General features: G+C 70.0%; 6 protein-coding genes. All 6 read right to left on the bottom strand.

Going from position 1 to position 12,786, the window contains the following annotated elements:
- Positions 1-2 precede the first annotated feature (2 nt).
- Positions 3-2,387, bottom strand: coding sequence for a transglutaminase-like domain-containing protein (locus tag AC0QSG_RS00855; protein WP_475376348.1), 2,385 nt, complete (start codon positions 2,385-2,387; stop codon positions 3-5).
- Positions 2,384-3,712 (bottom strand): DUF58 domain-containing protein, encoded by a 1,329-nt coding sequence (locus tag AC0QSG_RS00850; RefSeq protein WP_475376347.1) that lies wholly within the window; start codon positions 3,710-3,712, stop codon positions 2,384-2,386. The genes AC0QSG_RS00855 and AC0QSG_RS00850 overlap by 4 nt, the downstream gene beginning before the upstream one ends.
- A gap of 22 nt (positions 3,713-3,734) precedes the next feature.
- Positions 3,735-4,712, bottom strand: a complete 978-nt coding sequence (locus AC0QSG_RS00845) for an AAA family ATPase (RefSeq protein WP_435725785.1) — start codon at positions 4,710-4,712, stop codon at positions 3,735-3,737.
- Positions 4,713-4,759: 47 nt separating this feature from the next.
- Positions 4,760-10,843: an Ig-like domain-containing protein gene (locus tag AC0QSG_RS00840; RefSeq protein WP_475376346.1), complete on the bottom strand. Its 6,084-nt coding sequence runs from the start codon at positions 10,841-10,843 to the stop codon at positions 4,760-4,762.
- A 140-nt stretch (positions 10,844-10,983) separates the two neighbouring features.
- Complete coding sequence (locus tag AC0QSG_RS00835) at positions 10,984-12,177, bottom strand: adenylate/guanylate cyclase domain-containing protein (RefSeq protein ID WP_475376345.1); 1,194 nt, start codon at positions 12,175-12,177, stop codon at positions 10,984-10,986.
- Complete coding sequence (locus AC0QSG_RS00830) at positions 12,170-12,730, bottom strand: PH domain-containing protein (protein WP_475376344.1); 561 nt, start codon at positions 12,728-12,730, stop codon at positions 12,170-12,172. The genes AC0QSG_RS00835 and AC0QSG_RS00830 overlap by 8 nt, the downstream gene beginning before the upstream one ends.
- Positions 12,731-12,786: the final 56 nt, after the last annotated feature.

The raw sequence follows: 12,786 nt of genomic DNA, 5'->3' as shown, positions 1-12,786 counted from the left end.
GGCTACTCCTTCTGTCTCTGTGCTGGATCCACTGTACGGACGTCGGCCATCCGGCCGCGCCTCCTCCGGCGCTCCACGACACGCGCGGCCGCGTCCTGGAACAGGGAGCGGGGCGAGAACCTGGCGCGTTGGCGTTTCCAAAAGCCTACCGAGGATCGCATGCCAACGAGTTGCTCCTCGACCAGGCTCCAGTAGTCGGCCACCTGCGCCTCAGTCGGTTCGGCGGTCCCGAACACCGCGCCGTCCGCCCGGTGCGCCAACTGCATGACGGTGGCGCTAGACCGGGGGAAGTCGCCGCCGAGGGCCCGGGCGTTCTCGCGCCTGGTGCCCTTGCCGTCCGGTTGGGCGCCCATGTCGGTGGCCAGGCTGACCACCTCGCTCCACCCGCCGCCCACGCGATCGCCGGGCGCCCCGGATTCGAAGCGCGAGCGCCGGCGGCGCAGTTTCAGCCAGGCAACGAGCAGCAGGGGCAGCAACAGCAGCAGCAACGGGACCGTTGCCACGGCCACGGCCGTGACCAGTTGACCCCATTGGTCCCAGAACGTCTCCTGCTGCTCGTCGGCGTCCTGTGGATCCGCGGCCGTTTCCGGCGGTAGCTTGGCAGGGTCCTGGGGTGGCGGCGGGGGCTGCAGGACCTGCGGCTGGGGAATCGACTGCGGTTCCTGCTGCGGTGGCGTGGGTTCCTTGTCCTTGTCCGGCGTGGGATCGAACGTCACCCATCCGACGTCCTCGAAGGCGATCTCCACCCAGGCGTGCGCATCCTTGCCGGTGATCGCCACGGCCGACCCGGGTTCGTGGTCCTCGGGATAGAAACCCATCACCACGCGGGCCGGCATGCCCTGTTCGCGTGCCATCAGCGCCATGGCCACGGCGTACTGCTCGTCGTCCCCGATCATGTTCTCGGCGTCCAACAGGGACGCGATGCGGGCCGCCCCGTGTCCGGACAGGCTGGGCACCTCGTTTTCCTTGCCGTTGGAGAAGAAACCGCTGGTCTTCAGCACGGTGGCCATGTTCCGCGCCCGGGCCAACGGCGTGTCCCCGTCGCCGGCGAACTTGGCGCCCTGGCCGGCGGCGGCCTGCGGGACGTTGGCCAGTTTGGGCAGACGCACGTCGCTGAAACCGAACGCCGCGAGTTCCTTGTCGCCGATGGCCACCGGGTACACGACGTCCGCGGTGTACGAGTCGCCCTGGCGCAGCGGCACCGTGCTCAGCGCCGTCTCCGCGTCCGCGTTGTAGAACAGCGAGCGCGAGAGGTCCCGCCCGCGCTCCCCGGTCAGCTCCATGCCGGCCAGCTTCCCGGCTCCGGGCAGCCAGACGCCGGAGTATCCCTCGATGGTGATGTCCAGCGTCCCTCGCACACGGCGCGGTTCCTCCCGCAGGGAGGCGTTGATGCTGCTGGTGTCGCCCACGGGCGCGAAGTTGCCGCCGGAGCGCGGGTCCACGTTGAAGACCATGCCGTCGTAGGAATCCAGTGCCGCCAGCCTGATGCGTTCCCCCTCGGGCAGGCCGGAAACGGTGAACAGCGTCTCGTCGGACCTGTCCTTGACATAGTTCCGGAAGGTCATGAGCGGGCTCGGGTAGTCGTAGAGGTCGACGGGCGGTACGACGGAGTCGCGAAGCACCTGCCGGTTTTCCGACGCCGTCACGAGCGGCGCGGCCAACGCCGTCGTTCCGCCCGCGGCCACCAGGACGACGGCGCCGAAGGCCATGCGGCGCACCACCGAGTCCCGCGCGGCACGGCGGTCCTCGCCCGCGTGGTTCAGCGACTCCATTCCCGCGCCCACCGCCCGGTCGACGTGCCGGCGCCAGGCCAGCCAGCCGACGACGACCACGGTCAGGACCACGCCCCGCATCACCGGCATGGGCACGTCCCGGGTGCCGAAGCAGATGCCGACCACGAAGAGGACCGCCACCGGGATGACGGACCAAAAGGGCGAACGCAACCGCCAGGCCAGCAGACCGGCCGCCAGCCCCGTCAGGAGCGCGGAGAGGAACGGAACCACCAGCATGCCGCCCTGGACGCCGACCGGGGGCGCGACGGTAAGCACGTCCTTCCACGACAGGACGATGCCCGCAAGCAGCGTCCGGAACGACTCGAGGTTCGGGATGAAACCGGCCGTCGCCTCGGCCCCGGTGGCCAGGGCGGTCCCGAACAGCAGGTAGGCGGCCGCCGCGACCCCGGCGGTGCGCAGGATGCCGAGGTGCAACCGGACGTTGGCGTACGCCACGGCGAGCCCCAGCAGTGCCCCGCCCAGACCGGCCGCGAGGTAGCGCGCGTTGCCGCCGTACGCCGAGTGCAGACCCATCGTGCCCACGGCGAGCGCGGCGAAGAGGCACGCCGCGTCGACGGCGTGGTGCGCGGCCGGACGTGTGCGGTCGCGCCTCATGAGGCCGCCTTCCGCAGAACGAGCCCGAGGTCCAACAGGTCGCCGAGCGAAATGACCGTCAGGTCGCCAATGGTCGCCCTGCCGGCGCTGAGTCCGTGGGCGCAGCGTAGGGCGAAGGCGCGGACACCCACCGGAATGTGGACGCTGGCCGCGCGCAGCTGCGCCGGCGTCGCCAGCGATCCGGTGACCAGGAAGAAGACCGATGCGTTGGGGACTGCGTCCGCCGTCGTGCGAGCCAGATCTCTCAGGTTGGCGCGCCGGGGTCGGCCCTCGATCCGCGTGAGGTCGTCCAGGAGGTTCCGGCCCGTTTCGGTGCGCGCCGGGCCGTCGTGGCTGATGACCGTCAGGTTGCGCTGGTCGCGGACGGCTTGGAGGCCGATCGACGCCGCCACGGAGACCGCGAGTTCGAAGTCGTTCTCCGTCGAGAACTCGTGCGTGTTCGTGGACAGCGCGACGGCCAGGTGGGAGCGCCGGGTCTCCTCGAACTGGCGGACCATCAGCTCGCCGGTGCGGGCCGTCGACTTCCAGTGGATATGGCGGCGGTCGTCGCCCACCACATAGCCGCGCAACGCGTGGAAGGACACGTCGGAGGATGAGAGGTCGCGCGTGGGAAGACCCTCGAGGTCGCGGATGAAACCCGAGCTGGATCCCTCAAGCGCCGTCGTCCGCGGGTGGACGAACAGCTCCTGGGGATCGCTCCACCGCACCTGCCTGCGCAGGAGCGCGAACGGGTCCTGCCGGATCGAGCGCACGGGGCCCACCTGGATCACGGCGCGGCGCTGCGTCGGGATCGTGAACAGGTCCTCGTGGACCTGCCCGGGGGCCAGCCGCGGCACGTGGAAGTAGGCCGTTGCCAGCCCCACCGGCAGCTCCATGGCGGAGGGCAGAAGCGCCCGCTGAGACGCGTTCGCCACCTCCATGCTCCCGATTGCCCGGTCCCCCACCGCGACGCGAGTGCGGTTCAGGTCCAGCCGGACGTCGTAGACGGACCGCCCCAGGACGAACGGAACCGCGATCGCCAACAACAAGGTCCCCGTGAGCGCGGCGATCTTGGCCTCCTGCCATCCGAAGGCGGCGCCGAGAACGCCAAGCGCCAGCACGACGCCGGCCAGCAGCCAGCCGAGCGGCGACACGATCCCGGTCACCGGGCGCACCGTGTCGGCGAACCACGCCGCGGCGCGCCGCAGGTTCGGGGCGGCGGAGAGCTCGACCAGCTGGGCTCCCTCGCGCCAAAGCGAGGAAGGGTGGAGCCTGCCGCGTCTCGGCGGGACGGCGCTGCGCCGTCGGGCCTTGCGTTGGCCGGGCGCTGGTGTGGTAGTGCTCATGCCGTGGCGTCTTCCGGTCCGGCTAGGCGTGGGCCGCGGCACGCTGTTGCGGCGCGGCGGTGTCGGCAAGCACGCGCCCCAGCACGGCCTCGGGCGTGGCGCCGGCGAATTCCGCTTCGGGGTCCATGACGAATCGGTGCGTCCACACGTAGGGCGCCAGCTCCTTGACGTCGTCCGGCAGAACGAAGTTGCGCCCCTCCGCGGCCGCCCAGACCTTGGCGGCGCGGACCATGGCCAGCGCGCCGCGAACGGAGACGCCCAATCGGGTCTCCTCCGCCTCGCGTGTCCCCTCGCACAGCTCCGCGACGAACTCCAGAACGGCGTCGTCGACGTGCGTGGTTGTCGCCAGGTCCGCCATGTCCGCGATGGCCTGGGTGGTGATGATGGCCTGCAGCCCCGCCGAGCGGTCGCGGGTGGTCGCGCCGGAGAGCAGGCGCACGGTCGATGCGCGGTCCGGGTAGCCGATGGAGGTCTTGATGATGAAGCGGTCCAACTGTGCCTCGGGCAGGCGGTAGGTGCCCGCCTGCTCGATGGGGTTCTGGGTGGCGATCACCATGAACGGCCGGGACTGCGGATACGTGGTCCCGTCCACGGTGACGCGGCCCTCCTCCATGACCTCGAGCAGGGCCGACTGCGTCTTGGGCGAGGCGCGGTTGATCTCGTCCGCGAGCACGAGGTTCGCGAAGATCGGGCCCTTGTGGAACTCGAACATCTGGGTTTTCTGGTCGTAGATCGTGATGCCCGTGACGTCGGAGGGCAGCAGGTCCGGCGTGAACTGGATGCGCGAATGGGTTCCCTGCACGGTGGCGGACAGCGCCCGCGCCAGCATGGTCTTCCCCGTGCCGGGGGCGTCCTCGAGAAGCACGTGGCCTTCGGCCAGCATGGCCGTGAGGACCAGCTTGACGACGTCGTCCTTGCCGAGGACGGCGCGGCCAACGTTCGCCACGAGCTTCTCGAACGTGCCGGCGAACCATTGCGCCTGCTCTGTTGTCATGGTCATGTGTGTCTCCTTCGAAAACCGCGGATGCGTTCGGCTGGCGCCCGGCGCTACCAGTTGTGGATCTTGTTGGATTGGACGCCATCGACGACAGCGAAGACCGGCGTCGCATAGCGCGAGCCGTTGACGCATTCCATGGTCGCCCGCGCGTGTCCGCTGCCGTTGGTTGAGATGGTGTGCGCCCCGCTGTCGAAACGGCCGTTGCCGTTGTGGCACTGGACGCCGAACGTCCGGTTCGGCGCGAAGTTGTTCACCTCGACGTCGAACTTGTAGCACTCGATCCAACATCCCTCGTAGCCGTTGTATTCGGGGCCCTTGCGCAGGGTGACGGAACGAGCCGGCGGGTCGGGCTTGGGGTTGGTGGTCTCGCTGATCTGCCACGACTTCCGCTGCCCCTCGGTGTCCTTCGCCACCACCGTCAGGGTGCGGGTGGTGCTGTAGCCCAGGTTGTTGACCCGCTGGTTGCCGTCGTTCGGCGTGCCACCGACGCCGCCATCGATCCCGACGGTCAGCGTGACGGGACGGCCGTTGGCGTAGTCCGCCTCCTTGGCGTTCCAGCGGAAGTCGATCCAGTCGTCTCCGTGGGTGGCTGATCTCCCCCCGCCATTGCGCAGGGGACCGTAGGAACTGGTGCTGTTGGACCCCGGGCTCGGTTCCCCGGCCCCGGCCGCGTTCAGCGCCCGGACGCGCCACGTGTGGGCGGAACCGTTGGCGTCGGTCGTGATGACCGCTCCGGGACCGCTGATTCCCTGCCAGGCACCCCCGTCGGTGGAGTACTGGTAGCCCGTGATGCCGGACCCGTTGGCGCCCGGCGGGTTGAAGTCCAGTCGGACCTTGTTGTTCTGCCCGGTCGCCGTGGCCGCCGGCTTCCCGATGGCCAGCGGCCGTCCGTAGGGGGTCACGGCCGTGGATTGGGCGCTCTCCGGGGAGGCGCCCACCTTGTTGCGGGCCGTCACGCTGAAGCTGTAGGAACTGGTGGTCTTCAACCCTGTCAGCGTCTGCCCGCTCGAGCTCGCGGAGACGTCCAACGAGCGCGCGAGGGCGCCGTTCTCGAAGACCTTCAGCGTGTATCCCCGCAACGGGGCGCCGTTGTTGTCCGACGCGGACCAGTTCACCCGAACCACGCCGCCGCCGACCGCCGACTCCTGCCGCACGGCCGTGGGGGCGACGGTCTGGAAGGGCTTGCCCGCCGGAATCACGCCGGCCGAGTAGGTGCTCCACGGGGATGGCTTGTCCGCCTTGTTCAGCGCCTGCACCCTGAACTGATAGGACACGCCGTTGGTGAGCCCTGGCCACGTGTAGCCGGTTCCGGTGATGCCCGTGACCTGCGTGGCCCCGTTGGCGGGCGCCGGCGAGATCTCCAGCGTGTAGGACGTGATGGCCGAGCCGCGGCTCACCGGCGCCGTCCACTTCACGTCGGCTTCCCGGTCGCCGTAGGTGGTGGCCGGCGGGGCGGGCTGCTCCGGTTCGACGTCGGGGCGCGCGTCGGCGGACTCGGCCGACGGTTCCGATTCCCCGACGGCGTTCGTCGCCGTCACGGTGAAATTGTAGGTCCGATCGTTTACCAGCGGGTTGAGCGTGCACGTGGTGGATGGGCACTGGTGCTCGAACCCGTTGCCCCGCACGGTGTAGGACTCGATCGGCGAGCCGCTGTTGGACGGCGCATCCCACCGCAACACCACGTTGCGGTCTCCCGTGGACTCGACCAACGGCAGGCCGGGCGCCTCCGGCCGGCCCTTGACGTTGAGCGTCACCGTGCCGTTGACCTCGCGGTCCGCGTCCTGCGTCATGTCCCCGATCGTGTACTGCACGGTCATCGTGCCCACGAAGGTGTCCGCGGGGGTGATCTCGAGCCCGCCGCCGCCGATGGCGACAACTCCGTCGCCCTGCCGTCCGGTGGCCCCGATAATCGTCAGGTCCCCCTCGCCCGCATACGGGTTGTGGTCGTTCGAGAGCACGTCCACCGTTTCGGTGCGCCCCTGGTGGGCGTCCGCGACGGTGTCGGCCACGGCCACGGGCAGTTCGCGGCTGGAGGCCAGGACGGAGATCGCGACGGTCGCGGAGACGGGCGGGTTCTCCTCGTCCTGGACCGTCACCGTGACGGCCCCGCGAGTGCCCTTGGGCGTGTTCGGCGGCGCCGAGGCGCGCAGGGTGTGGCCTTCCACGAGCTCGACGTCGACACCCTGGACGTTTGTCTCGGCGAGCTTGAACACCAGCTTTTCGGTGTCGCCCGCGTCGGGATCGCTCGCGGTCCGGCGCAGATCCAGGCTCGCGGGGTCCTCACCCTGCGCCACCTCCATCGAGTTCGACTGGATGGTCGGCGGACGGTTCTCCTCGGGACGGGGCAGCACCTTGATCGGGATGGACAGGACGGCCGACAGTCCGTCCGGATCATCCGGGCCACTCCCGTCGGTGACCTCGACGGTCACCGAGGCCGGTCCGGCATAGTCCTCCGCGGCGCGGAAGACCAGTTCGTTGGCGGACTTCACGAGCTGTCCGCCGCTGTCCGGCACGGACCTGACCTTGTCCTCGGCCGTAAGACGCGGCGTCCGGCCGTCCCGGACCTGGACCAGCTCCGGAAGCCGAAGCGCCAGCGGGTCCCCGGCCATGACCTCGATCGGGACGTCGCTCTTCAGCACCGGGCGCGCCTCGCCGGATCCCGGCACGTGCGCGAAGGCCGTCGAGTGGAGCCCGTCGACGTCGGTCACGGTATACGCGATTACCTGCGGCCGCGAAAGCACCTGCACGCGCAGCTGCCCGTCGGCAATGCTGGCGGTGTCCGGGCTGTCCGGAAGCGACACCTCGAGCTCGTCGGTGCGGCCGTCGGGGTCCTCGTCGTTGTCCAGCACCGGCAGGGTGATCTGGTCCTTGCCCACCGCCTCCTGGAGCGAGGACCTGTCGTCGCGCGCGATGGGGGCCAGCAGCTCGGCGTTCGGATCGGCCTGCACCGTCAGGGTGGCGGAGGCGGACCCGCCGCGTCCGTCGGCGACGTTGTAGCGGACCGAGAGCGAGCCCTGTTCGGCCGGCGACGTGACGACGATGCGCCCCTCGACGACCTTCGCGTCCGCCCCCTCGGAGGACTTCAGGTCGTCCACCAGGGCGATCCTGTCACCGTCCGGGTCGGTGTCGTTCGTGAGGACGTCCACCGAAACGGGCCGGTCGGGCCGAACCGTGATGGAGTCGTTGGCCGCAACCGGCGGATTGTTGGTGTTGGCCAGCGGTGCGATGCCGACCATGACCGTTCCGGTGGATCGCGCGCCGAGACGGTCCTCGACGACGTAGGTGAAGACGTCGGTGCCGGCCGCGTCCCTTCCGGCGGTGTATTCGATCGCGGAACCGCGTACCTTCGCGTTGCCCAGCGTGGGGGCCGATCCCAGCTGCACCAGCGTGACCGAATCACCATCCGGGTCTATGCCGTCCAACGGAATGTCGATGGCCGTGGTGCCTCCGGCGAAAACCCTGCCCTGGACCTGCACCGCGTTCGGCGGCGCGTTGTTCTCCAGGTCCAGCGGCCGGACGTGGAAGCTCACCCGCGCGTTGGCCTCCTGGCCGTCGGGGCCGGCGACGGTGTACACGGCCGAAACCGTCCGGGCTTTGCCGTCGAACGCTCCGGCGCGGAACCGCACGGTGTCGTCGGCGACGCTGATCAGGCTTCCCTCGCCGATCTTCGAGGACTCCTTGAGATCGGGGCGCAGCGTCAGTTCCGCGCCGTTGGGGTGCACGTCGTTCTCCAGGACATTGACCGTGGCCACGTCGCCGGCCCGGACCACCACGGTGTCCGGGTTCGGCCGCGGCGGATCCAGCCGCGGCGGCGCGGGAACCGGGATGACGGTGATCTCGCCCGTGGACACCCCGCTGCCGTTGGAGACGGTGTAGGTCACCTTCGTCGCTTCGGTCAGGCCGCGCACGTCGGTCACGCGCACGAAGCTGTTGCGCTCGACGGCGACGGTGAATGGCGCCTCCTCCGGAACCTCGGCACCGGTCAGCACCAACACGCCGCCCGCCGGGTCGGAGTCGTTGCCCAGGACGTTGACCAGGACGTTGCCTCCCGCCGGCAACAGCGCCACGTCGCGCACGGCCACGGGGTTGCCCGTGTTCCGCTCCGGGTCCCTGACGTCGATGCGGATCAGGCCCGCGGCGCTGGAGGGTCCGTTGGTCGCCACGTACTTCGCGTAGAACGTGCCCGTGCGTCCGCCGCGCAGCGTGACCGTCCCGGTGTCGGGGTTGGAAGCCAGCTCCAGCCCGTCGACGGCGTCGACGTTGGCCAGGCGCAGGCCGGCACCGGAGGGATCGGCGTCGTTCTCCAACGGGGAGAAGGTGACCTCCTCGCCGACGTTGGCGACCACGTGGTCGGTCGACGGGATGGGCGGGATGGTGGATTTGGCGAGGACCTCGACGACGATGCGCCCCTGCGTGCTCTCCCGCCCGTCGGAGACCTGGACGGTGATTTCCTTGCGGCCCACGGACTTCCCGCTGTCCTGGAACGTCAGGGCTCCGTCGGGGCGAACGCGGATGGTGTCCTCGCCCTTGCCGGCGCCGCCGAGCAGCTGCAGGTCGTCGCCCTCCGGATCGGACCAGTCCGTCAGGATGTGCTGGGTGATCGACTCGCCCGCCTGCACGCGCAGCGTGGTCACTCGCTCCTGGGCCGGGCCGCTGTTCTCGCCCATCGGCACCACGCGCACGGTGGCGCGGCCGGTGGCCTCGCCGCCGCGGCCGTCGGACGCCTTGTAGGTGAACGACGTCGATCCGGTCGCCTCCTCGGGCACCACGAGTTGGAATCCGGTGCCGTCGTAGATCCCCTGCAGGGTGCCCACGGCCGGCTGTTTTCCCTCCAATGCCGCCACCAGCAGGTCGCCGTCGGGATCCACGTCGTTGAACAGGACGGGCAGCGCCGTGGTCCGCCCGGCGCGCACGCCGAAGGAATCGGGCTTGGCGATGGGTTTCTTGTTGTCCTCGGTGCGGTTCGGCAGTTCGATCGCGTCGGTGATCTCCTTGGAGTCCTCCTTCTTCGCCTCGCCCTTGCCCTTGGGCGGTTCCAGGTCGCTCCAGTTGTTCACCACCTGCATGCCGTCGTTCACGAGCCAGACCAGCCCGCTGGCCACGTCGTTGAGGACCACCACGTCCCGGTTCACGCGGAAAGCGAGTTCCGCGCCGCCGGCGAGCTCGGGGATCCGGGCCTCCTGGTCGTCGGCATCGCGCGCGCAGTCCCGGACGTAGGCCGCGCTCCCCTGCCACGCGGCGTACGTGCATTCGCCGACGCGCACGGGCTGGATGGCCTCCCCCGTGGCGGCCAGGGGCCGGTACTCGGCCTCGCCGCCGCCGAGCGGGACAGCGGCCAACTTGTTGGACAGGGCGATCGCCACGCCGTCGGCATCGGGGCCGGGCGCCTGGATCTTCCCTCCGGCGGGATCGAGAACCGACGTCGTCGTCCCGTCCGAGGTCAGCACGTCTCCGGAGGCCGCGTCGAACACGACGGCGGTGTCCCCCACCACGCTCAGCTGCGGCTCAGCGAGCCCGGACAGCCCCTCGACCTCCACGTCCCACGCCGGCTCGAACGTCCCGTCGGCGAGCGCCGTGAAACTCAGGAAGCGGTTGGCGGCGAAGTCGACGGCCCAGACGGTGTCGTCGCGGCCGACGGCGGTCAGCGTGTCTCCCTCGGCGTCCAGGAGTGGCTCCTGGTCCTGCGCCGAGAACTCGCCCAACCGCTCCGTGCGCGAGGCGTAGACGATGCCGCGGTCCGCGTCGGAAACGGCGACCACTCCGCTGCCGTAGGAGAAGGAGGAGTTCGCGGGCAGCGCGTTGTCGTCGGCGAAGGCAACCATGGCGGGGTCCACGGTGGTCAGGGACGCCTGCTCGAGGTTGCGCACGAAGACCTGGTCGGCGTTCTGCGCCAGATCGTAGTTCGGCAGCGGGGTCACCACGCCGCCGTCGAGCACGCGGGACTCGTAGTTGAGGTGGCCGACCTTGTCGACCGACTTGTTCACGACCCACACGCCGCCGTCGTTCAGGTCGACGTCCGCCGTCTCGAATCCGGGGTAGAGGATGGCTCCGGTGACCGCCAGGGCGGTCGCCGCGGAAACCGCTGCCACCTTGAAGCCCGCGGTCTTGCCGGGAGTCGCTCCCCATCGGGACATGCCGAGACCTCACGTAGATGCTTGTCGCCTATGCGCTCCCCCAACAAGACCGGCGTCGATCACCATCAGCCTAACCGATGGAGGAACGCGGGCGCGATGGGGACAAGTCCCCATGCGGCCGGTTTCGGACCGGTTCGACGCTAGTCCAGAACCAGACCGGTGCCCTCGCCCGGGGCGAGGATCACGGGGTTGATGTCGCCGAAACCGCGCACCGCCGTCGTCTGCTGCGGCAGCAGGACGAACCGGTCGTCGTCCGCCAGCGTGGCGGCGGTCAGGGAGTCGGTGAGCACCGTGCCCGGCTCGGCGAGCGCGGTCAGTCGGGCGGCGAGATTCACGGTGGGACCGTAGATGTCACCCAGCCGCGACAGGATGCGCCCCCAGACCAGCGAGACCCTGGTGTCCGGCAGCATCTCGTCCCGCCTGAACTCGCGGGCCAGCGACAGGGATATCTGGGCGCCGGCCTGCGGCGTCTCGGCGACGAACAGCACTTCGTCCCCGATGGTCTTCACGAGCCGACCGCCGCCGACGGAGATGATCTCGGCGGATTTGTTCTCGAAACGCTGCACCAGCTGGGCCAGCGTGCGTTCGTTCATCCGCCGGGACAGGCTCGTGTAGGACACCAGGTCAGCGAAGCCGACGGCGCGGGCCAGCGGCAACGGCGCGTCGTCCTCGCTTCCGTCGCGCCCGGCCTCGCTGGACGCCAGCCCGGTGTCGGCGCGGACGCCCAAGCGATGCAGCGCCGCATTGAGCTGCCGGCGCCAGGAATACAGCAGGATCTTTTCCATGGGTTCGATGAGCTCGGGGAGCACGCTCACCAGCCGCCGACGCGCCTCGGGGTCGCTGACCCCCTGGTTCTGGACCATGTCCTCGACGAGCGCCTCGACCTGCCACACCACCATTCGGTCCGTCATCTGGCCGATGGCGCGCGTCAACGAGATCGCGGCCTCCTCGGTCAGCAAACCGGCGCGCACGTTGTCGACGATGGTCACCAGCGCGTCGAGGTCGACCTGGGTGAACGCGACGTCGTCGTCCCCGATGTTGGGAAAACCCATGGCCCGCCAAAGTTTGCGCGCGCTCAGTAGCGAAATCCCGGCTCCGGCGGCGACATCGCGCCTGCGCAGGGTGCGTTCCGCGCCAAGCAGACGGTGTTCGAGGTCCTTGGCCGACTGTTTGACCGCCTCGTGGGCCAGCGCCTGCGCCAGCGGGAGGGCGCGCGTGTCCGGGCCGGCGTCGGGGCTCAACCGCGGGAGCGGTGCGGTGGTGGGGTGCGCCTGTGGGTCCGGCGATGCGGGGGCCTGGGCACCCCTGAGGCCGTCCTGCGACCCATCAGCCATGTCCCGTCCAATCCATCCGTTGTTCAACATCCAGTTCTACACCATCGAACATGACGGTCCTGGGGAGCGCCTCTATGGCGTCCAGCACCAGTTCGCGCAGCCGGTGGACGCCGGGCATGTCCGGCAGCTCCGCCTTCCCGTGGGCCGTCTGCAACTCCAGCGTGCCCGCCCCCGCCCCGCGTCGCAGGACCGGCTGGCGCACCCGCAGTCCGCCGACGAGCACCAGCGGAAGCTCCCACTGCGAGCGCCCCGAGATCCCGCGGCGGATCACCACCCGGCGGTTGGTCAGGTACGTCCAGGTGCGCAGCCAGCGCACCAGTGGACCGACACACCAGACCAGCGCCAGGACGACGGCGGCGATCGGCACCACGGCCGTGAGCAGCGGCCGGGCCGCGCCGAGGGCCTGTGGCAGGTCCGGGCGGTTCAGCCAACCGAGCCCGAAGCCCGTCACGGCGACAAGGGCCAGGAATCCCGCGACCGGTGCGTTCAGGACCCGGCGGTGGGCGCGGGTCTTGATGATGACGCGTTCGCCCTCGGCAAGGTGCAGTCGCATGGGTCCTCCTCTTCCGTACCGTCCCCTCGATTCTAGGTGTTGGGCCTGTCGCGGGC

Source organism: Arthrobacter sp. LT660, from assembly GCF_056172845.1.
This window is presented reverse-complemented; position numbering and strand designations above follow the sequence as displayed.

What these genes read in the sequence shown, in the direction of transcription:
- AC0QSG_RS00845 (WP_435725785.1), bottom strand. Translation starts at nt 4,712, where the DNA reads ATGACCATGACAACAGAGCAGGCGCAATGGTTCGCCGGCACGTTCGAG.
- AC0QSG_RS00830 (WP_475376344.1), bottom strand. Translation starts at nt 12,730, where the DNA reads ATGCGACTGCACCTTGCCGAGGGCGAACGCGTCATCATCAAGACCCGC.
- AC0QSG_RS00850 (WP_475376347.1), bottom strand. Translation starts at nt 3,712, where the DNA reads ATGAGCACTACCACACCAGCGCCCGGCCAACGCAAGGCCCGACGGCGC.
- AC0QSG_RS00855 (WP_475376348.1), bottom strand. Translation starts at nt 2,387, where the DNA reads ATGAGGCGCGACCGCACACGTCCGGCCGCGCACCACGCCGTCGACGCG.
- AC0QSG_RS00840 (WP_475376346.1), bottom strand. Translation starts at nt 10,843, where the DNA reads ATGTCCCGATGGGGAGCGACTCCCGGCAAGACCGCGGGCTTCAAGGTG.
- AC0QSG_RS00835 (WP_475376345.1), bottom strand. Translation starts at nt 12,177, where the DNA reads ATGGCTGATGGGTCGCAGGACGGCCTCAGGGGTGCCCAGGCCCCCGCA.